At 73.4% G+C, this 21,083-nt stretch carries 24 protein-coding genes and 1 pseudogene; 3 read left to right on the forward strand and 22 right to left on the reverse strand.

What is annotated here, in order from left to right:
* Window positions 1–65: 65 nt before the first annotated feature.
* The 13 genes from Saso_RS29620 to Saso_RS29680 all read right to left on the reverse strand — a co-directional run bounded on the left by Saso_RS29620 (window position 66) and on the right by Saso_RS29680 (window position 7,687).
* Window positions 66–350, reverse strand: a complete 285-nt coding sequence (locus Saso_RS29620) for a gas vesicle protein K (protein ID WP_189925810.1) — start codon at window positions 348–350, stop codon at window positions 66–68.
* Window positions 347–535, reverse strand: a complete 189-nt coding sequence (locus Saso_RS29625) for a gas vesicle protein (RefSeq protein ID WP_189925808.1) — start codon at window positions 533–535, stop codon at window positions 347–349. The genes Saso_RS29620 and Saso_RS29625 overlap by 4 nt, the downstream gene beginning before the upstream one ends.
* On the reverse strand, window positions 532–1,350 hold the full coding sequence (locus Saso_RS29630; protein ID WP_189925806.1) for a GvpL/GvpF family gas vesicle protein: 819 nt from the start codon (window positions 1,348–1,350) through the stop codon (window positions 532–534). The genes Saso_RS29625 and Saso_RS29630 overlap by 4 nt, the downstream gene beginning before the upstream one ends.
* Entirely contained in the window at window positions 1,347–1,694 is a 348-nt protein-coding gene (locus Saso_RS29635) for a gas vesicle protein (RefSeq protein WP_189925805.1), read from the reverse strand. The genes Saso_RS29630 and Saso_RS29635 overlap by 4 nt, the downstream gene beginning before the upstream one ends.
* A complete protein-coding gene (locus Saso_RS29640) occupies window positions 1,691–2,923 on the reverse strand; it encodes an SRPBCC family protein (protein ID WP_189925803.1) in 1,233 nt (410 codons plus the stop codon). The genes Saso_RS29635 and Saso_RS29640 overlap by 4 nt, the downstream gene beginning before the upstream one ends.
* On the reverse strand, window positions 2,920–3,597 hold the full coding sequence (locus Saso_RS29645; protein WP_189925801.1) for a DNA primase: 678 nt from the start codon (window positions 3,595–3,597) through the stop codon (window positions 2,920–2,922). Before Saso_RS29645 ends, Saso_RS29640 begins: the two co-directional genes overlap by 4 nt.
* Entirely contained in the window at window positions 3,594–3,857 is a 264-nt protein-coding gene (locus tag Saso_RS29650; RefSeq protein WP_189925799.1) for a gas vesicle protein GvpG, read from the reverse strand. Before Saso_RS29650 ends, Saso_RS29645 begins: the two co-directional genes overlap by 4 nt.
* A 7-nt stretch (window positions 3,858–3,864) precedes the next feature.
* Window positions 3,865–4,617 (reverse strand): GvpL/GvpF family gas vesicle protein, encoded by a 753-nt coding sequence (locus Saso_RS29655; RefSeq protein WP_189925797.1) that lies wholly within the window; start codon window positions 4,615–4,617, stop codon window positions 3,865–3,867.
* On the reverse strand, window positions 4,614–5,045 hold the full coding sequence (locus Saso_RS29660; protein ID WP_189925796.1) for a gas vesicle structural protein GvpA: 432 nt from the start codon (window positions 5,043–5,045) through the stop codon (window positions 4,614–4,616). The genes Saso_RS29655 and Saso_RS29660 overlap by 4 nt, the downstream gene beginning before the upstream one ends.
* 58 nt (window positions 5,046–5,103) lie before the next feature.
* Window positions 5,104–5,535 carry a gas vesicle protein GvpO gene (locus Saso_RS29665; protein ID WP_229901448.1) on the reverse strand — a complete coding sequence of 144 codons (432 nt, stop codon included), beginning with the start codon at window positions 5,533–5,535 and terminating at the stop codon, window positions 5,104–5,106.
* A gap of 45 nt (window positions 5,536–5,580) precedes the next feature.
* Window positions 5,581–6,513 (reverse strand): non-homologous end-joining DNA ligase, encoded by a 933-nt coding sequence (ligD, locus tag Saso_RS29670; protein WP_189925795.1) that lies wholly within the window; start codon window positions 6,511–6,513, stop codon window positions 5,581–5,583.
* A gap of 57 nt (window positions 6,514–6,570) precedes the next feature.
* Window positions 6,571–6,948 carry an NAD(P)/FAD-dependent oxidoreductase gene (locus tag Saso_RS39160; RefSeq protein WP_189925794.1) on the reverse strand — a complete coding sequence of 126 codons (378 nt, stop codon included), beginning with the start codon at window positions 6,946–6,948 and terminating at the stop codon, window positions 6,571–6,573.
* Between the two features lie 238 nt (window positions 6,949–7,186).
* Window positions 7,187–7,687, reverse strand: coding sequence for a phage holin family protein (locus Saso_RS29680; RefSeq protein ID WP_189925793.1), 501 nt, complete (start codon window positions 7,685–7,687; stop codon window positions 7,187–7,189).
* A gap of 111 nt (window positions 7,688–7,798) precedes the next feature.
* On the opposite strand from Saso_RS29680, the gene Saso_RS29685 reads away from it, so the two are divergent.
* A complete protein-coding gene (locus Saso_RS29685) occupies window positions 7,799–8,149 on the forward strand; it encodes a VOC family protein (protein WP_189925792.1) in 351 nt (116 codons plus the stop codon).
* 87 nt (window positions 8,150–8,236) lie between these two features.
* Window positions 8,237–8,584, forward strand: coding sequence for a DUF6204 family protein (locus Saso_RS29690; RefSeq protein ID WP_189925791.1), 348 nt, complete (start codon window positions 8,237–8,239; stop codon window positions 8,582–8,584).
* On the opposite strand, the gene Saso_RS29695 is transcribed toward Saso_RS29690, so the two are convergent.
* The 6 genes from Saso_RS29695 to Saso_RS29720 form a co-directional block, all read right to left on the reverse strand.
* The gene (locus Saso_RS29695; RefSeq protein ID WP_189925790.1) at window positions 8,562–9,107 is read right to left on the reverse strand and encodes a GNAT family N-acetyltransferase; all 546 of its coding nucleotides are present in this window, start codon (window positions 9,105–9,107) and stop codon (window positions 8,562–8,564) included. The genes Saso_RS29690 and Saso_RS29695 overlap by 23 nt on opposite strands.
* Window positions 9,108–9,127: 20 nt before the next feature.
* Window positions 9,128–9,373 carry a LapA family protein gene (locus Saso_RS29700; RefSeq protein WP_189925788.1) on the reverse strand — a complete coding sequence of 82 codons (246 nt, stop codon included), beginning with the start codon at window positions 9,371–9,373 and terminating at the stop codon, window positions 9,128–9,130.
* An 87-nt stretch (window positions 9,374–9,460) separates the two neighbouring features.
* The gene (locus tag Saso_RS29705) at window positions 9,461–10,393 is read right to left on the reverse strand and encodes a S66 peptidase family protein (protein WP_189925786.1); all 933 of its coding nucleotides are present in this window, start codon (window positions 10,391–10,393) and stop codon (window positions 9,461–9,463) included.
* Window positions 10,390–12,378: a S9 family peptidase gene (locus Saso_RS29710; protein WP_189925784.1), complete on the reverse strand. Its 1,989-nt coding sequence runs from the start codon at window positions 12,376–12,378 to the stop codon at window positions 10,390–10,392. The genes Saso_RS29705 and Saso_RS29710 overlap by 4 nt, the downstream gene beginning before the upstream one ends.
* Window positions 12,379–12,392: 14 nt before the next feature.
* Window positions 12,393–13,697 carry a M20/M25/M40 family metallo-hydrolase gene (locus Saso_RS29715; protein WP_189925782.1) on the reverse strand — a complete coding sequence of 435 codons (1,305 nt, stop codon included), beginning with the start codon at window positions 13,695–13,697 and terminating at the stop codon, window positions 12,393–12,395.
* Window positions 13,690–14,523, reverse strand: coding sequence for a M55 family metallopeptidase (locus Saso_RS29720; protein WP_189925780.1), 834 nt, complete (start codon window positions 14,521–14,523; stop codon window positions 13,690–13,692). Before Saso_RS29720 ends, Saso_RS29715 begins: the two co-directional genes overlap by 8 nt.
* A gap of 201 nt (window positions 14,524–14,724) precedes the next feature.
* Here Saso_RS29720 and Saso_RS38495 point away from each other — a divergent pair.
* Window positions 14,725–14,868 (forward strand): annotated as a pseudogene (locus Saso_RS38495) (sigma factor); the annotation flags it as partial.
* Window positions 14,869–14,990: 122 nt separating this feature from the next.
* On the opposite strand, the gene Saso_RS29730 reads toward Saso_RS38495, so the two are convergent.
* From Saso_RS29730 to Saso_RS29740, 3 genes are all read right to left on the reverse strand, one after another.
* A complete protein-coding gene (locus tag Saso_RS29730) occupies window positions 14,991–15,716 on the reverse strand; it encodes a class I SAM-dependent methyltransferase (protein ID WP_189925779.1) in 726 nt (241 codons plus the stop codon).
* Between the two features lie 161 nt (window positions 15,717–15,877).
* On the reverse strand, window positions 15,878–18,400 hold the full coding sequence (locus Saso_RS29735; protein ID WP_189925778.1) for a SpoIIE family protein phosphatase: 2,523 nt from the start codon (window positions 18,398–18,400) through the stop codon (window positions 15,878–15,880).
* A gap of 140 nt (window positions 18,401–18,540) precedes the next feature.
* Window positions 18,541–20,967: an MFS transporter gene (locus tag Saso_RS29740; protein ID WP_189925777.1), complete on the reverse strand. Its 2,427-nt coding sequence runs from the start codon at window positions 20,965–20,967 to the stop codon at window positions 18,541–18,543.
* Window positions 20,968–21,083: the final 116 nt, after the last annotated feature.

Genomic DNA, 21,083 nt, shown 5'->3' on the forward strand with positions numbered 1-21,083 from the left:
CGGCCGGCACGTCGCACGACGTGCCGGCCGACCTGTTTTCCGTTCCCGGTCGAGCCGGCCCGCTCTCATTCCCGGGGAAGCAGCGGTCCCAGCGGCCCGAGGTCGAGGTTGAGGTCCTCGGGCCGCAGTCCGTAGCGTTCGCGCAGCTCGGTCATACGGTCGTCGAGCAGCATCAGGGTGAGCCCGATCCGCTCCTCCTGGTCCTCGCTGAGATCGCCCGTGTCGAAGCGGCGCAGCGCCTGCCGTTCCATCAGCTGGCGCAGCAACTCCACGACGGTCAGGACGAGTTTGACGAGATCCCGCTCGACGGTGTCGGGCTCGAGGTCGAGATGGTTGCGTCGTTCCGTCACAGCAGCTCCCCCCACGGCGACGGCACCTGTTCGTTGACCGAGCTGATCAGCGCGTTGAGGTCGATCCGGACGAGGTCGACGTCCGCGATGCGCAGGGTGATGTCCCCGGTGATGACGACCCCGCCGGCCAGCAGCCGGTCAAGCAGGTCGACGAGGGCCACCTCACGGCGCTCCACCACGGTCATGCGCCCTCCCCCTCGCCCGCGGGGGCCGGCGTGGCCGCCCTGTCCCCCGGGGTCCCGGTCCGCCCGGCGGCCTCGACGAACGAATAGGCGGCCCACGGCCCCGTGAGTTCCACGCGCATCCCGGGTTCCTCGTCCTTGGTCCGGTCCACGATCTCCACGAATTCCTCGGACTCGGCCCGGGGCACGAGATAGGCGGCGTTCAGGACGTTCTGTCCTGTCGCCTTGGAGAGGGCGGGGTTCTGCGGCGGGTGGAGCCGGGAGGCGTCGGCGCGCGCGGCCAGCGTGGTGTGCAGGCGCCCCGCGAACCCCTCGGCGCGCTGCCAGGTGTCCTCGTGTGCCTGGGCCTTGCGGCGCCGCTGCATCAGGTAGTCACGCCCCGAGGCGGGCTTCGTCGCGGTCGGCGCGGGCTCCTGCGCCTCGGGCTCGACGTACACCTTCACCCCCCACTCGACCCGGCCCTCCAGCCGGTCCAGGGTGCGCCGGAAGTCGGCCTCGCGCTCCTCCATCATCACGCGCACGCCGCTGTCGTCGCGGAACACGGTGGCCAGCCGCAGCGGCAGCGGTGTGCCGACGGCCGTCAGCGCGTCGATCACCTGCTGATGGGCGCGGGCGGTGTCCGTCAGCCAGTCGAGGTCCTCCAGATGGCGCCGCAGCGGCTCCTCGGCGAAGTCCCGCTCCGGCACGCGGCTCACCACGGCCACCAGGCCGCGGTGAGCGAGCAGCCGGGGCGGATCGCCCGCCACCCCCGGAAGGTCGGCCTGGAGAGGCGCTCCGAGGGGGCGGCAGACGGCGTACACGTAACGCAGCCCGTTCATGGGGACTCCTCCCGCACGTCCTTCGGGGCACGGCCCGGCTCCAGCTCCTCCAGACGCGCGAGCCGCTCGCGCAGCTCGGCGTTCTCCCGCGCGAGCTCGTTGCGGCGCGCGCCGGAGGACAGGGCCGGGTCGTCCTCCCACCAGTCGATGCCCATCTCCTTGGCCTTGTCGACGCTGGCGACGATGAGGCGGAGCTTGATGGTGAGCAGTTCGATGTCGAGCAGGTTGATCCGGATGTCTCCGGCGATGACGACGCCCTTGTCGAGGACGCGTTCCAGGATGTCGGCGAGGTTGGACCCGCCGCCCTGGCCGTACGGCTCCGGAAGCCGGCTCGCCATGCTCATCGCCGGCCCCGGCCTCTGGCGGGTGCGTCCTCGTCCCGGAGCTCCTCCTCCGTCTCCTCGGGCTCGTCCTCGTCCTCGTACTCGGCCTCGGCCTGCTCGTCCTCGGGCTCCTCCTCGTCGTACTCCTCGTCCTCGTACTCGTCCTCGGCGGCCTCACCGCCGCCTTCGTCCGCGGGCTCGCCCTCGGCGTCGTACTCCTCGTCGTCCTCGGGCTCGTCCTCGGCGTACGGGGCCTCTTCCCCGTACTCCTCATCGTCCTCCGGGGCGCCTTCCTCGGCATCCCGCGGCTCGTCGCCCTCCTCGGGACCGCCGTTCTCCTCGTCCTCCCGGTCCCGCTCGTTCTCCTCCTCCTCCGCGATCGCGTCCTCGTGGGACGTGACGACCTCGCCGTCGCGGATCTCCCCGCGCCAGCTGTCCTTCGCCTCTCCCTTGATGGTGATGAAGCGGGCGAAGTTCTTCAGGTCGAGACGGGCGCGGCGGCCCTGGGCACGCCAGATGTTGCCCGTCTTCTCGAAGAGGCCGGTCGGGTAGTACTCGATGACCAGCAGGATCCGGGTGAGGTTCTCGGCGAGCTCGTGGAAGGAGACGACGCCCTTGGTCGTGCCCTTGGCGCCCTCCGACGTCCACGCGATCCGGTCGTCCGGGATCTGTTCGGTGGTCTTCGCCTTCCAGCTGCGGTTGGACCAGAAGACCTTCGCCTGCCAGTCGCTGGTGGTGTCGTCGGCGCGGTTGGCGCTCTTGACCCCCTTGGCGAAGGTGCTGAAGTCCTGGTACTGCGTCCACTGGTCGTAGGCGGTGCGCAGGGAGACGCCGACGTCGATCGTCTCCATGATGACGGTCGGCTTCTTGCCCGCGCTCTTCTTGCCCTTGCCGCCCTTGCCGCCGCCGATGTTCTTGAAGGCGCCGGTCACCTTGTCCTTGGCGCGCGAGGCGCCGAGTTCCAGGGCGGAGCGGAGGGGTCCCTTGCCCTCCGCGATCTTCTTACCGCCGTCGAGGGCGAGCTTGGCGAAGCCGGGGCTGTTGCCCTCGGCGATGTCGTTCAGCTTGGACGTGGTCTCGCCGAGCTTCGTGCCGACGCCGGTCAGCAGGCGCGTGGCCTGGGCGGCGAGGTACTCCTGTACCTCTTCCTTGAGCCGGTCGGCGGCCTCGCTGTGGGCCAGTCCGGACAGCGGACTGCCTCCGGCCGCCTTGCCCGCCGTGGAGGTGGCGGATCCCAGGGTGTCGGTCATCGGTCGCCGCCTTCCTTCGTGCGCCGCGTCCGGGAGGCGGCGCCCGAGGCGGTCCTCGCGCCCGTCTTCCTCGCCGAGGCGGTCTTCTTCGCGGCCGTGCCGCGGGCCGCGGCCTTCTTGGCGGGCGCCTTCTTCGCGGGGGCCTTCTTGGCCGCCCGCTTGGCCGGCGCCTTCTTCGCCGCCGTCCTCCTCGGCGGCTCCTCCTCGTCGTCCCCGTCGTCCGCGTCGTTGCGGGACTCGTCCGTGTCGTCGGCGTCCTCGGCGTCGTCGCCGCGGGCGTCGCGGGGCTCGTCGTACTCGTCCTCGTCGGCGTCGTCGGCCTCGTCGTCGGAGCGGTTGCCGCCCCGGCCGGGAACGACGCCCTCGATCTGGTCACGCACCTCGGCGGTGCGGCCGTGCAGCCGGTTCGCGAGGGCTTCCATCTGCCGCTCGACCATCGCACCGGAGGCGGCCTTGCCGACCCCGCGCAGGTCCTGGCGCAGCTGGTCCCCGATCTCCTTGAACTGCGGGTTGTCGCGCAGCTGCTGGGAGAGCAGGTCGGCGATGCCCTTGGGCGTCAGGTTCATCTTCTTGCCCGCCACCAACGAACCCACGGCGAAGGCGAGTTTCATCTTCTTGGTACGTCCGAGGACGTACCCGGCCCCCACCGCGAGGCCCAGTCCCACTCGATTCATCCTGTCCACCCGTCGTCCGTTCCCGCGCTCCTGCGCGTCGCGCTCTCCAGCCGGTCGAGGAGGGCGTCCTCCTCACGGTCGAACTCCTCCTCCGAGATCTCTCCGGCGTCCAGGCGCTCTTCCAGCCGGGCGAGTTCGGCCCGGACCGTGCCCGGGTCGTAGTAGATCCGCTCGGCCTCCTTGACCACCTGTTCGATGACCCAGCCGCTGCCGCGCACGGGGGCGAACGGCAGCAGCAGGACCTCTGAGATGAGTCCCATGACGCACCTACTTCGTGGTGGATCCCGCCGGTCCGGCCGGTCCGGGTTCGACGAAGCTGTACGGCGGCAGCGGCCCGTTGATCCGCAGTTCCAGGTGCGGACGGCCCTTGCGGACCTCCTCCGCCGTCTCCAGGAAGCCGGCCGCGGCGTCACGGTCCACCAGGAACGAGACGTTGAGCAGCCAGCCCGTGGACTCGGGGCCCACGCTGGTGGCCGCGGCGAGCGACTCGAGGTGCTGCTGCACGTCGGCCGCGTCCTCGGCCTCCTTGGTCTTGACCGCGGCGGCCACCATCTCGCCGAGCTGGAGCCGCTGTTCGTGGCTGCCGCCGCCCGCCTGCCGGTTGGCCTCGGCGAGGGAGCGCAGCTCGGGGTTCTCGGCCATCACCAGATGCAGGACGGCTTCTTCCACGTGGGTGGCCTTGATGTTGTACTCGACCTTGTTCTCGAGGGCCCGCAGGCGCTCCTCGTAGTGCTCGGTGCGCTCGGCCAGCACCCCGGTGACGGAGCTGTCGTCGGGGGCGACGCTGCCGAACCGCATGGGCAGCACGCAGCCGTCGGCGCCCGCCTCGGCGAGCACGGCCTGGTGGGCGAGGAGTTCACGGCGCTTGGGCCGCAGCCCCTCGGGGGCGTCGCTGACGACGGCCGCCAGCGCGCCCTCCTTCAGGACGCGGATCGGCAGGGCCGGGTCGCCGACGCCCGCCAGGCCGTCGGGCAGGGCCGGGTGCGAGCTCGCGACGATGCCGTACACGTACGTGCTCACTCCGACTCCTCCTTCCTGCGCGCAGCGGTGCTCTTGCGCGCCCGCGGCCTGGTCTGGCGCTCCTCGGAGCCGTCGTCACGGGCCTGCTTGAAGGCGTCGGATATGGTCTCCGCGGCGCCCGACAGAGCGCCCTTGGACTTGCCGCGCGCGCCGGACTCGGTGATCTCGCCGACCAGGTCGGGCAGGCCGGGGTCCTTGCGCGGCCCCGCCTCCAGGTCCAGCCGGTTGCACGCCTCGGCGAAGCGCAGGTACGTGTCGACGCTGGCGACCACGACCCGTACGTCGATCTTGAGGATCTCGATGCCGACCAGCGACACCCGCACGAACGCGTCGATGACCAGACCCCTGTCGAGGACGAGCTCCAGCACGTCGTAGAGGCCGCTCGAGCCACCCCCACCGCCGGACTGTTGTGCCGGGACAACGGTCATGTCTACCGCGCCTCCTTGTCTCGGATTGGTTGATCGGACAGTGCTGCGGGCCGGCGGCCTAGCGGCCGCCGGACCGATGTGCGTCGGCCCGCCCGCGCTCGTAGCGGCGGACGCGGCGGTAGCCGGTGAGCTGGCCCTCCGCGTCGAGGTCCACCTGGTAGCTCGCCATCAGGCTCATCGTGTCGGGCACGCGGGAGAGCTCCAGGACCTCGATCTCCAGGGACCAGCCGTCCTGCGTCTGCTCGAAGGAGGAGACGCTTTCCGCGGTCATCCCGGTCAGCTCGGCGAGCTGGGTGCGGGCGTGCCGCAGCACCTCCATCGGGCCCGGCCGGTTCTCCGCCACGTCGTCCTTGCCTTCCTCGTCCGCCGGGGACCCGTGCGGGTCCCGCGCATCAGCTGGCCTGCTCGATCTGTGCGATCTAGTTGATTTATGCGAAATATGAGATCTGCGAGATTTTTGTGACTCTGATGTTTTTTCTGTGTCCATCACGGCCACCTCTCCTACCGGGTGGCCCGAGAGTTCTTGGCCAAACCTTCACGCCTGACGAAGTGCGTCGAGCCGTCGCCGGGCGGGTCCCAGCGCGCGTCCGCGGCCCGGCAGCCCGGACCAGGGGCGGGTACGGCCCTGGTCGGCGGCGTCGGCGACGGTCCAGCGCCGCGGGCCGAGATCCGGGTCCCGCAGCTGTTCCCAGGTGATCGGGGTGGCGACGGGCGCCCCGGGCAGCGCCCGCACGGTGAAGGGGGCGACGGCGGTCTGCGCGTAGGCGTTGCGCTGCACGTCCAGGTAGAGCCGGTCGCCGCGGTCCTTCTTGCGGGCGGCGGTGGTCAGCCGGCCGGGATGCCGGGTGACCAGCAGGTCGGCGGCGTCCCGGGCGAAGGCGCGCACGGTGTCGAAGTCGTCGCCCCCGTCGACGGGGACGACCACGTGCAGTCCGCGCGAGCCCGTCGTCATCAGTCCCGAGGGCAGCCGCAGCTCGTCGAGGAGTTCGCCCAGTTGTCCGGCCGCCTCGCGGACCGCGTCGAAGGCCGAGCCGTCGGCCGGGTCCAGGTCGAAGATCATCACGTCCGGGCGGTCGGCCCGGCCGGCCCGTGACAGCCAGCGGTGCAGGGTGACGCAGGCCTGGTCGGCGAGGTAGGCCAGGGTGGCCGTGTCGTCGCAGACCGTGTGGCACACGGTGCCGCCCTCCTTCGCCACCTCGGCCCGGGTGATCCACTCCGGATAGTGGTCGGGGGTGTTCTTCTGCATGAAACGGGGTCCGCCGACGCCGTCGGGATGCCGCTCCAGCATCAGGGGGCGGCCGCGCAGGTGCGGCAGCATGAGCGGGGCGACCGCGCGGTAGTACGAGACGAGGTCCTCCTTCGAGCAGGCCCCGCTCCGCTCCCCCGCCGGGAAGAGCACCTTGTCCGGCCGGTGGACCTCGACGGTGCGCCGGCCCGCCCGTACCCGGCGGACGTCGCCGCCGCTCACGGGGCGCCCGCGCGCGACCGCTGTCGGGGTTGCGGGAGTTCGGCGCCGTCCATCGGACTAACGGTCTCCCTCGCCCCGCGCCGCCGCCGGTCCGGAGCTGTGCTGCCCCACCTGCGGTGTCGGGGCGGTGATGGACTGCGAGCCGTCCTCGGGCGACGACTGTTCCGCGGGGGAGCCGTCCTCGCCGCCGCTGTCCCGCCCCACTTCGGGGGTCGGCACGTCGATCGACTGGGAGCCGTCCTCCGGGGAAGGGTGGTGCTCGCCGGAGGCGTCGGCCGTCTTCTTCACGTCGTTCGTGTCCTTCACGTCGTTCCCCTCATCGGTGTACAGGAACTGGTGGGTCGGGTTGAGCAAGGTGACGTCGGCCCGGCCCAGGGAGGCGCGCGCGACGGTGCGGGCCGCCCGGTAACCGGCGAATCCGGCTCCGACGATCACGACCGACTCACGGTGGGCCTCCGAAGGGATTGCTGCGGCCGTCCCGCCAGGGTTTCCGCGTCCCCCGGGCCGCAGCCGCCAAACGTGCGCCGGCTTTCCGCGGGGGCGCCGGGCACTCGGGGCGCGACCCGAACGGCCGCTTCCGCGTGCGAGCGGCCCCGCGGCAGGTGCCGCGGGGCCGTCGGCGATTCCGAGGGTGACGGGGGGAGGTCACCTCGGCGGACGCGCGGTGCGCGCGTCAGGACCGGTGGTGCGGGCCCTCGGGGTCGATGTCGTCGGCGCGGGGCGCCGCACCCGGCTCGGGGAGCCGGGCGCCGGGCGCGACGGGCGGCATCGGCGGGTACGGCACCCCGGTGCCGCTCGGCGGAGCGGCCGGCGCGGTGCCGCCGATGACCCGGTCGGGAGCACCGTGGTGCGCCTGCGCCCCGGTGGGTCGGGGGGCCGACGTGTGCGGCCTGGCGGCGCCGCGCAGCAGGTAGGCGGCGGCTCCGAGGATCGCCGCGGTGATCAGGGCGGCGGCCCAGCCGGGCAGGGGGACGTCGAGGGCCAGACCCACCGCGAGCGCGACGGCCGCGCCGGCGTACAGGGCGACGGCGCCTGACGCCGCGTACAGCATGGCCGTACGGCGCTGCTTGCGGGTCTGCTCGCGCAGCTCCTCGCGGATCGTCTCCCGCGCCACCTGGGCGAGTTCGTCGACCAGATGCCTGTCCAGATGCTCCAGATGCTCGATGCGCTCCATGACCGGCGGGTACCCCCTGTCATGAACGCTTAACTCCGGTGACGGGCGCGCCGAGCCGGGGATCGGGGGAAGGGATCACCCCGTCGCAGCCGCCCAACTAGGCTCGTGCGCATGGACATTCTGGGAGCCACGCTGCGTGTCTGTGTCGACGACCTGGAGGCTTCGGTCTCCTTCTACGAGCGGCTCGCGGGCACCGGGGCGCTCCGCTTCGAGCGGGGCGGGGTACAGGTGGCGGCGGTCGGCTGCTTCCTGCTGATGAGCGGTCCGCCGGCCGAGCTGGAGCTGCTGCGCAAGGTGGCCGCGACGATCGCGGTCGCGGACGTCGACGAGGCCCACCGCACCCTCACCGCGCTGGGCGCGGACGTCATCGCCGGTCCGGTGCCGACGCCGGTGGGCCGCAACCTCATCGCCCGGCACCCCGACGGCGCGGTGTACGAGTACGTGGACCGCCGCGCGTCCTGAACCGCCGGGCCGCGCCGAAATTCCGGGTGGGGCTCGCGGACGCGGACGTAGAGTCGGGCGTTCGACGGCACGCCTGAAGGAGCGACAGTGAGTGAGCAGCACACCTACCGGGTGATCGTCCGGGGTACGTGGGACGGTCTCACCGACGAGGCGCGCGCCCGTCTGGTCGCCGAGGCGGCCGATCACGGCCTGACGAGCATGCGGTTCACCGAGGAGGGCACGCTCACCTACGAGCCGTCACCCCTGAAGCACTTCTCGATGCGGTACGTGGTGGTGTCGGACGCGGCGGACGGCGAGGAGATGGCGGGCGCGCTCGCCGAGGAGCGCGCCGAGACGACCCTGCGCGAGCTGGAGCTCGGTCACACCGGGCTGCGGTCGACGGTCACGGACCTCGACACCATGAAGATCAACTTCAAGCCCGCATCTCGGCGGTGATCGCCCACCGCTCGTGATCGCGCCACTCCCCGTCGATGTGGATCATCTTCGGGGAGAAGCCCTCCAGCCGGAACCCGCAGCTGCGGGCCAGGGCGATCGAGGCGGTGTTGCCGGGCTGCGCGTTGATCTCCAGCCGGTGCAGGCGCATCGCGGTGAAGGCATGGTCCACCACGAGGCCGAGCGCCTCCCGCATCAGCCCCCGTCCGGCCGCGTGCGCGAAGACGCCGTAGCCCAGCGCGCCGCACTGGAAGCCGCCCTGGACGATGTTGTTGATGTTGACGAATCCGGCGACGGCTCCGTCCTCCAGGGTGCAGACGAGGAAGCCCGCCTTGGACGGGTCCTCGATCAGCCGGCCGGCATAGGCCGTGTAGGCGTCGGCGGTCACGGGCGGGAACAGCCACGGACGGTGCAGGTCCTGGCTCTCCCACGCGCGGGCGGTGAACTCCGGCCCGTCCTCGTAGGTGAAGTGGCGTATCCCCACGCGGGGGCCCTCGGCGAGATGGCGCGAAGCGGTGTGCGGCATCGGGACAGCCTACGGCCGGGTCACCTGCGCCGTTTCCTGAAATACACGAAGTGGGCGCCGCACAGGGCGCCGATGAGCCCCATGGCCAGCAGCGCCGTCCACAGCGGCACCGTCACCTCGGGGATCAGCAGGCGGATCTTGGTGGGGCGGGTGTTCTCGAAGATGAAGATCAGGGCGAGGACGGCGAGCACCAGGACGGCGATCCGGCCTGGCGTCAGCGCTCCGCGCCTGCCGTTCACGGAGGCCTTCGAGGTCTTCGGGCTCATAGGTCCAGGGTGAGCCCCGAAGCCCGCTCACGCACGGTGAGCCCGGCCCCCGGGTGAGGCCGCGGGCCCGCCCGGCACGGCGGGGCGTCAGCGCAGGGCCGGCTCGTCCAGCGTCAGCGTGCCCTCGTCGGCGTCGAGGGTGGCGGGCACGCCCAGGGGCATGGTCAGCGCCCCCTCGCAGTGCCCGAAGCCGAACTCCTCGACGACGGGCACGCCGAGGCCGGCGAGCCGGTCCACGAGGACCGGGCGCAGCGCCTCGTAGGAGCCGCAGCGGTCCCACGAGCCGAGCAGGACACCGTGGACGCCGTCCAGCCATCCGGTGCGAAGGAGCTGGGTCAGGGCCCGGTCGACGGCGTACGGCTGCTCCCCCACGTCCTCGAGCAGGAGCAGCCCGCCGCGGGCGCCGGACCGGGTGTGCGGGGTGCCGTGGCCGGTGGCCAGCAGCGTCAGACAGCCGCCCAGGGTGACACCGCGTGCCCGTCCGGACGCCAGGGCGGGGCGCACGGGGCGGGCGGCGCCGAGGGTCCGCACGGTCTCGGGGGCGAACAGGGTGGCCCTGAGGTGTTCCTGGGCTCGGGCGTTCTTGATGAAGTCGATGCCGGCGGCCACCGGCCCGTAGAGCGTGACCAGACCCAGCCGGACCGCGAACGCCTCGTGCAGGGTGGTGGCGTCGCTGAAGCCGACGAACACCTTCGGTCCGGCAGCCCGCATCGCGTCCCAGTCGAGCAGGTCGACGACCCGCTGGGCGCCGTAACCGCCGCGGGCGCACAGCACGGCGTCGACGCGCGGATCGCACCAGGCCCGCTGGAGGTCGGCCGCCCGGTCGGCGTCGGTGCCCGCGAGGTGCGGCAGCCGGCCGTGCCGGTCCAGCACGTGGGGCGCCACCACCGGGTCGAGATCCCAGCCGCGCAGCAGGTCCAGTCCTGCCTGGAGCCGCTCCTCCGCCACCGGCCCGCTGGGCGCGACGACCGCGACCCGGGCGCCGGGGGCCAGCCGGGACGGCCGCACGAGTTCCTTCACCGCATGAGCTCCAACCTGGGGATTCCTGGCGGGCACAGCCCGAACACCTGAGCGTACAGCGACAGCTCGGCCTCCAGCGCCCGCGCCATCGTCGCGGTCCGCCGGAAGCCGTGGCCCTCGCCCTCGAAGGCGAGGTACGCGTGCGGCAGCGCCCGCCCCGCCAGCCGGGCCAGGAACCGCTCGCACTGGGCGGGCGGGCAGATCACGTCGTCCAGCCCCTGGAGCAGCAGGAACGGGACGGTGATCCGGTCCGCGTGCTCGATCGGCGAGCGCTGCGCGTAGCGGGCCGGCACGTCGTCCGGCGGCCCGACGAGACCGTCCGGGTAGCGGGACTCGAAGTCGTGGGTCTCCCCCGTCGCCCAGGCCGTCAGGTCCAGCACGGGGTAGCGGATCGTGGCGCAGGCGTAGACGTCCGTCCGGGTGAGGGAGACGGCGGCCGTCCAGCCGCCCGCGCTGCCGCCGCGCACGGCCAGCCGCCGGCGGTCGGCGGTGCCCTCCTCGGCCAGGGCCAGGGCGACGGCCGCGCAGTCCTCCACGTCGACGACCCCCCACTGCTCGCGCAACCGCTCGCGGTACTCCCGCCCGTATCCGGTCGAGCCCCCGTAGTCGACCACGGCGACCCCGAGGCCGCGCGAGGTGAAGTAGGCGATCTCCAGGTCCAGGACGAGCGTGGCGCGATCGGTGGGACCGCCGTGCACCCACACGACGTACGGCGGCAGCTCGTGGTCCGGGGCGGCGTGCCCGGGGTGGTGGGGCGGGTAGACGTGGGCGTGGACGTCCCGGCCGTCGGGGCCCGTGAAGGTGCGGATCCGGGGCTCGGGGTAGTGGGCGGGGTCCACGGCGTCCTCGTGCGCGGCCCCGATCACCCGGGCCCGGCCGGTCGCGGTGTCCAGCTCGACCACCTCGTAGGCGCTGCGCGGGCTGCCCGCGACGGCGACGACGCGGCCGCCCCGCACCGCGAGGGTGGGCGCGAACTCCGTCCACGGTCCGGCCGCGTCGACGAGCTCCGCGGACTCCGGGTCGAGCACGCCGAGCGCGGTGGCGCCCCTGCCGTGCACGACGGCGACGAGGCCGCCGTCCAGCGGCGCGAACCAGCGCTGCCCGAGCTTCCACAGGGCGCCGCCGAACTCCTCGTCGCGGGGGCACAGCGGGCGGTGGTCGCGGTACAGGTTCCACCAGCCGCTGCGGTCGCTGGTGTACAGCAGGCCGTCCTCCGCCGTCGGCGCAGTGGCGCCGGCGTCCTGCGGCGGGCGCGCCCAGTCGACCTGCGCGATCGACTCGCCCGGTCCGCCGGCCACCACCCGGGCGCCGCTCAGGTTCCCGTCGTCGGTGACGTCGGCGACGATCACCTCCGTGCCGTCCCAGGGCATCCGGGGATGGTCCCAGGCCAGCCAGGCCGCGCGGCGGCCGTCGGGCGAGAGACGGGCGCCGGTGACGAACCGGCGGCGGTCGTCGGTGAGTTCACGTACGGCGGCGCGGTCGTCGGCGGCGGATCCGTCCAGCGGTACCGCGGCCAGCACGCGGCGCACGTCGGTCGGCACCCCGCCCGTGAACTCCTCCAGCACGCACCACACCTCGTCCCCCGCCGGCGACACCTGGGGCTCGGCCCAGCGCAGTCCGCCGCCCACCGGGGAGAGGGGGGTGAGCGGACGCGGGGGGACGCCCTGCTCGTACCGGTACAGCCGCTGGTCGGTGAAGTGCACGAACACCACGAGGGGCCGGCCCTCGCGCAGGACACCGGCCCACGGGTGTCCGCCGTACTCGACGACCCGGCTGCGGACGTTCCACGGCGCGGGCAGCACGGACTCCTGCGTGCCGTCCGCGCGCCGTCTGACCAGGGTGCGCCGGCCCTGTTCGGCGGGCCGGGGCGCGGTCCACCACACCTCGTCGCCGACGAAACCGACGTACTCGGGGCGCCCGTCGTGCGAGGCCGCGAGGGTGGCGTCGACGGGTGAGGGCCAGGAACCGTACGGCAGGACCTGCACGTTCTCCCCCTCCCCTAGGCCGTCCGCAGGAACCGGTCGAGCACCCGGACGCCGAAGTGCAGGGCCTGCACCGGGACGCGTTCGTCGACGCCGTGGAAGAGGGCCTGATAGTCGAAGCCCTCCGGGAGTCTCAGCGGGGCGAAGCCGTAACCGTTGATGCCCAGCCGTGAGAACTGCTTGGCGTCCGTGCCCCCCGACATGCAGTACGGCACCACGTGGCCTTCGGGCGCGAACTCCTCGACGGCGGCCCGCATTCCGGCGAACAGCGGGACGTCCAGCGGTGCCTCCAGGGCGACTTCGCGGTGGTGGAACTCCCAGTCGACGCCGGGGCCGGTGAGGAGGTCGAGCGTCGCACGGAACTCGTCCTCGGTACCCGGGAGATAGCGGCCGTCCACCAGGGCGACGGCCTCCCCCGGGATCACGTTGACCTTGTAACCGGCCTCCAGCACGGTCGGGTTGGCGCTGTTGCGCACGGTCGCCTCGACCAGCGCGGCCGCCGGGCCGAGCTTCGCCAGCAGCGCGTCGACATCGTCCAGGTCCGGCTCGACGCCGTGGAGCGCGGCCAGTGCGGTGAGCGCGGCCCGCACGGTCGGGGTGAGCCGCACCGGCCAGGTGTGCTCGCCGATCCGGGTGACGGCGGCGGCCAGCCGGGTCACCGCGTTCTCCCGGTTGACCTTGGAGCCGTGCCCGGCGCGTCCGCGCGCGGTGAGCTTCAGCCACCCGGTGCCGCGTTCTCCCGCAGCAATGGGGTAGATCTCGCGGCCGGCCCCGTCGTGGAAGGTGAACGCCCCCGACTCGCCGACGGCCTCGGTGCAGCCCTCGAACAGCTCCGGGTGCCGGTCGGCGAGGAACCCGGCGCCGTCCTCGGCACTGGCCTCCTCGTCCGCGGTGAAGGCGACGACCAGGTCGCGCCGGGGCCGCACGCCCTCCCGGGCCCAGGACCGCAGCACGGCCAGGATCATCGCGTCCATGTTCTTCATGTCGACCGCGCCGCGTCCCCAGACGACCCCGTCGCGCACTTCCCCGGAGAACGGGTGGACGCTCCAGTCGGCGGCCTCGGCGGGGACGACGTCCAGGTGACCGTGGACGAGCAGCGCGTCCGCGGCCGGATCCGTGCCCTCGATCCGGCCGACCACGTTGGTGCGCCCCGGGGTGCGTTCGAGGAGGACCGGTTCGACACCGGCCTCGGCGAGCAGGGCGGCCGTGTACTCGGCGGCGGGGCGTTCCCGGCAGTCGCCGCCGCCCCGGTTGGTGGTGTCGATGCGGATGAGGTCGGAGGTGAACGCGACCACCTCGTCGCACGCCCGGGCGTCAGCCATACTGCTCCTCGATCGCGGCGGAGACGATCGTGGTGACCGCCTTGAAGGTGCGGATCGCCTCGTACATGGTGCCGCTGGTGTAGGCGATCCTGCGCTCGCCCGCCCGGGTCACGCCGGGGACGACGGTGGCGGCCATCGCGAGGTGCTCGGCGTCGAACTCCGCGGCGACGGTGAACGGCCCCCCGCGCACCGGTTCGCCGCGGACCGCCAGCCCGGCCGCCTCCTCGGCCGCCGCCCGGATGTCGGCGGCGGTGCGGGCCGGGGTACGGCACACGGCCGCGTACCGGGAGACATGGTCCTTGACCGCGACCTTCAGTGCCCCGGGCGCGTACCCGAGGGCGTCCTCGCAGGCCACGTCGTCACCGGTGACGAGGACGACCGGGACCCCGTACTCCGCGACGACCCGCGCGTTGAGCAGCCCCTCGCTGGCCCGTACGTCGTTCAGCCAGACACCGGTGAGGGAGTTGGCGAGGTAGGTGTGGGCGAGGACGCCCTCCATGCCGGCGCCCCCGTGGTAGCCGACGAACGCGATGCCGTCGACGTCGCCGTGCTGGACGCCTTCCACCATGGACAGCGCCTTGTGCCGGCCGGTGAGCATCTGCACCCGCTCGTCGAGCCGTTCGAGCAGCAGGTTGCGCATGCTCCAGTGGGCCTCGTTGACGAGGACCTCGTCCGCCCCGCCGTCGAAGAAGCCCAGCGCCGCGGCGTTGACGTCGGAGGTGAACATCGACCGGCAGCGTTCCCACTGCGGTGTCCCGGGCAGCACGTCGGCCGGCCAGGTGACGCCGGTGGCGCCCTCCATGTCGGCGCTGATGAGGATCTTCACGTCCACCCCGTCCGCTCGAGGAGACCCGAGCTTATCGGCCCGCGTCCCGGATTCCCCGGGAGCGACTCCCTTCCCGCGCGCTCGCTTCCCCGGACACGCCGGTGCGCCCGGCCCCGCCGACGTGCTGTGATCGGGGCGGACGAGCCGGCCCACCGGCCGGCGTGCCGGACCGCGCCGCGGCGACACGAACGGGGACCCTTCATGACCACGCACACCACCCTGGCGGCGGAGCGCTTCGAGGCGGACCGGCCCCGGCTGCGCGCGATCGCCTACCGCATGCTCGGTTCGCTCGGCGAGGCCGAGGACGCCGTGCAGGAGACCTGGCTGAGGGCGGCCCGCGCGGATGGTCGACGGACATCTCAGCGGCTCCTCGGGGTCGGTGATGTTCCGGTGGTGTTCCTTCACCCCCCTGACCCGCCGCGCCGCGCGCGTGGGACAGCCGCGCCCCGTTCTTCGATGTGATCGCGTCACCCGGTGCGGGCGGCGACCAGCCACCGCGAGGGGAGCTCGATGCGGCCGCCGTCGGGGGCGGACTCCGTGGTCGTCAGCGGCAGTTCGCCCGCGGCCAGCACCGTGAGGCCCGCGGCGCGCAGATGGGCGGGCACCGCCTCGTCGGCGACCTCGCCGGGGGCTATGCCGTGGCGCAGGATCGGTGCGAGCTTCGGCGGCGGACCGGCCGGGCCCTGCGCCAGCGCGCCGAGCACCGGGCGGGCGGCCTGCGAGAGTTCGACGAGGAAGACCCGGCCGCGCTCCCCCACCAGGGCCGCGAGGGCGTCCGCCAGCGGCTGCCGGTCCGCGGGCTCGCACTGGTGCAGCACCCCCCTCATGTACACGTTGGCGTCGCCGAGTTCGGCGTGCAGTGCCTCGGCCGCGCCCTGGTCGGCCGCGTCGAGCAGCCGGTAGGCCGCCTGTCCCGCGGGGTCGGCGCGGCGGGCGTGATCGAGGGCCGCGGCGGACAGGTCGGCGCCGACCACACGGGGGAAGCGGTCGGCGAAGTACCGGGTCTGGGTGCCGTTGCCGCAGCCGAGGTCCAGCAACGTCAGCCCCGGGTCGGCGAGATGGGGTTCGAACAGGGCCAGGTGGAGGGCCGCGGTGACCTTCGGGTCGGCGTCCCAGAACACCCCGCCCGGTTCCCGCGGGGCCTCGCGCCAGAAGCCCTCCCAGGCCTCGCGGTACCGACTCGTCACGCTCATGCACAACCCCCTGGTCGCCGGACCGAACCGCCGTGGGTGACGGGCGAGTACGGTCTATCGCTCCCGGGGCGGCGCGACAAGCGGGCCGCGCGTTCCTTCACACCGTGTCCGCGCTCCGTGCGCGCCTCTCGCGCCTGCGCGCGCCCTCGGCCGGCCGGGGCTCAGCGGTGCGGCAGCGCCAGTTCGAACCACACGGACTTGCCCGCGGCGGTACGGCTGGCTCCCCACTCGCGGGCCAGCGCGCTCACCACCCGCAGTCCCCGCCCCCGTTCGTCGCCGGGCCCGGCGCTCAGCAGGGTGGGCAGCTCGTGGTCGTCGTCCTCGACCTCGCACAGCAGGGTGTCGCCGCGCACGAGACGCAGGGCGACCGGGTTTTGGCGGGAGTGCCGCACGGCGTTGGTGACGAGTTCGCTCACCATGAGTTCTGCGGCGTCGGCGAGCTCGTCCAGGCCCCAGACGTGCAGCTGTTCACGGACCACCGCACGGGCGGGGCCCACCTGCGAGGGGGCGCGGGGGAAGCGCCGTTCGGCGACGTCGTCCGGGGCGATGCCGTTGAGCCGGGCGAGGAGCAGGGCCACGTCGTCCTTGCGGCCGCCGCGGGTGTTGAGGGCCCGGATGACGGTGTCGCAGGCGTCGTCCATGGAGGCGGCCGGGTGGGCGGCCGACTCGCACAGGGTCGCGAGCCCCACTCCGATGTCCTCGCCGCGCACCTCCACCAGACCGTCGGTGCACATCACCAGCCGGTCGCCCGGCCGCACCCGCACGCGTACCGCCTCGAAGGGCACCCCGCCCACGCCGATGGGCGCGCCGGTGGGCAGCTCCAGGAGTTCGCTGCGGCCGTCGGCGGCGCGCACCAGCACGGGCGGGATGTGGCCCGCGTTGGCGAGGTGCAGCTCGCCCCCGATCGGGTCGTAGACGGCGTACAGGCAGGTCGCGAGGTAGGTGTCGCCCAGTCGCTGGGCCAGGTCGTCGAGATTGCGCAGGAGTTGGGCGGGCGGCAGGTCGAGGGCGGCCATGGTCTGCACGGCCGTCCTCAACTGCCCCATCATGGCGGCGGAGTTGAGGCCGTGGCCCATGACGTCGCCGACGACGAGAGCGGTGCGCGCACCCGGCAGTTTCACGGAGTCGAACCAGTCGCCGCCGACCCGCCCGAGCAGGGTGCCGGGCAGGTAGCGGGTGGTGATGTCGCAGCCCGCCATGCGCGGCGGGATGTGCGGCAGCATGCTGTCCTGGAGGGTCTCGGCGACGCTCTCCTGGTGGGTGTACATCCGCGCGTTGTCGAGCACCAGGCCCGCGCGGGCGGCCAGTTCGGCGCCGGTGACCCGGTCCATGTCGTCGAAGGGGGCGCGTTCGGGGTGGCGCAGCAGGATCATGAAGCCCAGGACGACGTCACGGGCCTTCAGCGGGACGACGAGCATGGAACGGCCGGTGATCAGGGGCCGGATGTCCCGCTTCTCGAACTGCGAGGCGATGGCGTGGCCCAGCTCCTCGCCGATGCGCGGCACGAGGACGGGCAGGCCGGTCGTCATGCACTGGAAGAACGGGGTGTGCGCGGGGAACGGCATCGCCTCGCCGACGGGCACGACGTCGTCCCAGCGGCCCGGCTCGTCGGTGTGCTCGACCGCGACGCGGTGCCAGAGGGTGGTCGTGTCCGGCACCCCGTCGGGGAATCCCTCACCGGCGACGACCTGTTCGCGCAGATAGGTGCCGGCGACGTCGGTGAAGCGGGGGACGACGGCCCTGCTGACCTCCTCGATGGTGCGGGACAGGTCCAGGGTGGTGCCGATCTTCCCGCTGACCTCGTTGAGGAACTCCAGCCGCTCGCGGACGGCGACGTACTCCAGGTCCTCGCCCTCGTCGTCGGGGTCCTGGGGCACGACGGCGCCCTCGGCGGCCGCACGCGCGGCCCGCTCACGGCGCGCCCTGCGCTCGACGCGTCTGGCCACCCCCCAGTCGGGGGTCACGGGGATCCGGTCGTTCTGACTGAACTCCAGTACCGGATAGCCGAGTTCGAGGACCTGTCCGACGATGCGGGCGCTGTCGCCGACGCTCATGCTGGGCAGGATCTCGGGGAGCCGGCGGGCGAGTTCCGTGGCGCCGGGGAAGTCGGTGTGCAGGGCGAAGGCGGGGGCTATGCGTTCCACGGCGAGCGGGTCGGCCGGGTCGTCGCGCCGCAGTGCGGCCGCGTCCGCGGCGAGCACCAGCAGCCGCTCCGTGCCCGGGCCGACCAGCGGGTACGCCCACCACAGCACGTCGACGCGCTCGCTGCCGCCGCGGCCCCCGGGCACGCGGGCCGCGCTCCCGCTCCCGCCGGGCACGCTCAGCCGGGCGCGTCCGGCGGCCGGGTAGCCGAGGCCCCGGTCGAGGGAGGAGTCGAGACCGGGGCCGAGACCGTCGTAGGCCGCGTACCCCTCGTATCCCCCGTGGCCGCCGTCCGGCAGGTCGTCCTCGGGATCGGGGAGCGCGCCGGAGACGGGGAGCAGGTCGATCGCGGGCCGGCCGATCGCCTCTTCCTTGGCGACGCCGAAGAGCCGGCGTGCGCCGGTGCTCCAGTGCGAGACGAGGCCCTCGCGGTCCACCACGACCACGGCCAGCGGGACGCGGCCGGCGCCGGCCGGCCCGTCGGCCGCGCCGCCGTCGGCTCCGCGGCTGGGAGGTGCGTCCCTCTCGGTGCCACGGTCCATGGCCCAGGCCCTCTCTCCCCAGAGCTGTGCAAGATCTGTCGCGCCGTCACCACCGTACGGCGCACTTCCGTCGGGATGTGGGGCAATCCTGGAATTGGTTTCACCCGGGCGCGCCGGGGTACGCCGCCCTTCCCGGCAGGTCAGTCCTCGTGCCCGAGCCGCAGATCGCGTTCCGTGCGTCCGCCGCCCGCCATGCGCAGGACGGTGGCGACCGGCGGATAGCCGGTGGCGATGACGGTGTACTCGCCGGACGACAGGTCGACGAAGCGGAACGTGCCGTCGGGCCCGGTGGTGAGGGTGTCGACGACGTTGCCCGCCGCGTCCAGGAGCGTCACGCGCGCGTCCTCGACCGGCCTGCCGCCGGGGGCGCGGACGGTGCCGCGCAGCAGGGCGCCGCCGGCGAGCTCGACGTCCTGGCGGGTCTCGCGGGAGGCCTGGACGCTGACCGGCACGGCGGCCGGGCGGTGTCCGGCAGCCGCGGCGGCCAGGGTGTACTCCCCGGCGACCAGTTCGGTGATGAGGTAGCCGCCGTCGCGTCCGCTGCGGGTGCCGGCGACGACCTCGCCGTGCACGTCGGTGAGGGTCACGGTGGCCTCCGGGACGGGGGCGCCGTCGGCCGTCGTCACCTGGCCGGCCAGCCGTCCGGCGCCGCCGAGGACGACGTCCAGTTCGACGGGGCGTTCGCCCACGGTGACCGAGACCGCCTGCGGCTGGTGGCCGCCCGCGGCGGCGATCAGGACGTACGCGCCGGAGCCGGGGGTGGACAGCGCGTACCGTCCGTCCGGGCCGCTGGCGCCCCGGCCGACCTGCTGTCCGCCCCCGTCGACGAGGGTGAGCGCCGCGCTGGGCACGGCGGTGCCGTCGGGGTGCCGGACGGTGCCGCGCACGGGGAGGCCGGACGCGTGCGGCGAGCGGGAGGAGATGGCCCTCCCCCGTCCCGAGCGGTGGGGCAGGGCCTGGGGCGGCGGGGTGTTCCCGGGCGCGGGTTCCGCCTCGGCGGCGTTCTGGGACACCAGCGGTCTCTCCTTGAGGAAGCAGGCGATGAGCAGGCCGACGGCCAGCACCGGCACGAGGTAGAGGAAGACCCTCGGCATCGCGTCGGCGTAGGCGCGGACGTAGGCGTCGCGCAGCGCCGGAGGCAGGGCGTGGACGAGCTGCGGGGTGAGGGATCCGGGGTCGGGGAGGGCTCCTGTCGCGTGCGCCGGCAGCCCGGTGCGCAGGGCGTCCGTGAGCCGGCCGGCGAAGAGCGTGCCGAAGACCGCGGCGCCGATGCTGCCGCCGATCTGCCGGAAGTAGGTGGTGGCGCTGGTGGCGGCGCCGAGGTCGGCGGGACGCACGGAGTTCTGCACGGCGAGGACGAGGACGGGCAGCACCAGACCGATGCCGGCGCCGAGGACGGCCATCCAGAGGCTGTAGCGCAGCCGGGGGGTGTCGGCGTCGAGCCGGGACAGCAGCGCCATGCCGAGGACGGCGAGGGCGCTGCCGAGAACCGGGTAGAGCTTGTAGCGGCCGGTGTGCGAGACCAGCTGTCCGGACAGCACCGAGGCGCCGACGACACCGCCCATCAGGGGCAGCATCAGCAGCCCGGACCCGGTGGCGGTGGCGCCGTCGACCATCTGGAGGAAGGTCGGCAGATAGCCGGCGGCGCCGAACAGGGCGACCCCGGTCACCAGACCCACCAGAGCGGTGACGTTGAAGACGGGGTCCTTGAACAGCCGCGGGGGGATGAGGGGTTCGGCGACGATACGCTCGACGACCACGAACAGGGCGGTGGCGACGGCCGCGCCCGCGCCGAGGCCGAGGACGACGCCGGAGTCCCAGGCGTGCTCGGTGCCGCCCCAACTGGTGAGCAGGACCAGGCAGGTCGAGGCGGCGGCCAGCAGCAGGGCGCCGAGCACGTCGAAGCGGGGCGGCGCCGTCGGCTTCGGCAGTTTCAGCGCGACGCCGACCACGGCGAGGGTGATCAGGCCCAGGGGCACGTTGAACCAGAAGCACCAGCGCCAGGAGAGGTGGTCGGTGAAGTAGCCGCCGAGCAGCGGCCCGGCGACCGAGGCCAGGCCGAACGCGGCGCCGACGAGTCCCATGAACCGGCCGCGCCGCCTGGGCGGGACGATGTCCGCGATGATCGCCTGCACGCCGATCATGAGCCCGCCGGCGCCGATGCCCTGGACGGCGCGGAAGGCGATCAGCTGGTCCATGGTCCCCGCCCGTCCGGCGAGCGCGGAGCCGATGACGAAGACGGCGATCGCGAACTGGAAGACGCCCTTGCGGCCGAGGAGGTCGCCGAGCTTGCCGTACACCGGCAGTCCGACGGTGGCGGTGAGGAGGTAGGCGGTGATCGCCCAGGACATCCGGTCCGCGCCGTGCAGTTCGCCGACGATCCTCGGCAGGGCGGTGGCGACGATCATCTGCTCCAGCGCCGCGAGGAGCAGCGCGAGCACGAGCGAGAAGAAGACCAGCCGCACCCCGCGCGGGCCGGGTGTGCGCGGGGTGTCCGGCGCGGCGGGCGGGTCCTCCGCGGGGGCCGCCGTGACCGGCTCGTCCCGCACCGGCGTGATGCCCCCCATGTGAGCCGCTCCCCTCGTCGCACCTGCCACACAATTGCCGCTCAATGCGACAACTGTGAGCAAGTGCGACGAGTTACGGCGCCATCCCGGTCACGAGGGAGATCCACCCGAACCGG

The sequence above is a fragment of the Streptomyces asoensis genome (assembly GCF_016860545.1).
Classification (GTDB): domain Bacteria; phylum Actinomycetota; class Actinomycetes; order Streptomycetales; family Streptomycetaceae; genus Streptomyces; species Streptomyces asoensis.

Coding starts and splice junctions, on each gene's coding strand:
- Saso_RS29625 (WP_189925808.1), bottom strand. CDS start 535: ATGACCGTGGTGGAGCGCCGTGAGGTGGCCCTCGTCGACCTGCTTGAC.
- Saso_RS29630 (WP_189925806.1), bottom strand. CDS start 1,350: ATGAACGGGCTGCGTTACGTGTACGCCGTCTGCCGCCCCCTCGGAGCG.
- Saso_RS29635 (WP_189925805.1), bottom strand. CDS start 1,694: ATGAGCATGGCGAGCCGGCTTCCGGAGCCGTACGGCCAGGGCGGCGGG.
- Saso_RS29640 (WP_189925803.1), bottom strand. CDS start 2,923: ATGACCGACACCCTGGGATCCGCCACCTCCACGGCGGGCAAGGCGGCC.
- Saso_RS29645 (WP_189925801.1), bottom strand. CDS start 3,597: ATGAATCGAGTGGGACTGGGCCTCGCGGTGGGGGCCGGGTACGTCCTC.
- Saso_RS29650 (WP_189925799.1), bottom strand. CDS start 3,857: ATGGGACTCATCTCAGAGGTCCTGCTGCTGCCGTTCGCCCCCGTGCGC.
- Saso_RS29660 (WP_189925796.1), bottom strand. CDS start 5,045: ATGACCGTTGTCCCGGCACAACAGTCCGGCGGTGGGGGTGGCTCGAGC.
- Saso_RS29680 (WP_189925793.1), bottom strand. CDS start 7,687: ATGGAGCGCATCGAGCATCTGGAGCATCTGGACAGGCATCTGGTCGAC.
- Saso_RS29685 (WP_189925792.1), top strand. CDS start 7,799: ATGGACATTCTGGGAGCCACGCTGCGTGTCTGTGTCGACGACCTGGAG.
- Saso_RS29695 (WP_189925790.1), bottom strand. CDS start 9,107: ATGCCGCACACCGCTTCGCGCCATCTCGCCGAGGGCCCCCGCGTGGGG.
- Saso_RS29700 (WP_189925788.1), bottom strand. CDS start 9,373: ATGAGCCCGAAGACCTCGAAGGCCTCCGTGAACGGCAGGCGCGGAGCG.
- Saso_RS29715 (WP_189925782.1), bottom strand. CDS start 13,697: ATGGCTGACGCCCGGGCGTGCGACGAGGTGGTCGCGTTCACCTCCGAC.
- Saso_RS29730 (WP_189925779.1), bottom strand. CDS start 15,716: ATGAGCGTGACGAGTCGGTACCGCGAGGCCTGGGAGGGCTTCTGGCGC.
- Saso_RS29735 (WP_189925778.1), bottom strand. CDS start 18,400: ATGGACCGTGGCACCGAGAGGGACGCACCTCCCAGCCGCGGAGCCGAC.
- Saso_RS29740 (WP_189925777.1), bottom strand. CDS start 20,967: ATGGGGGGCATCACGCCGGTGCGGGACGAGCCGGTCACGGCGGCCCCC.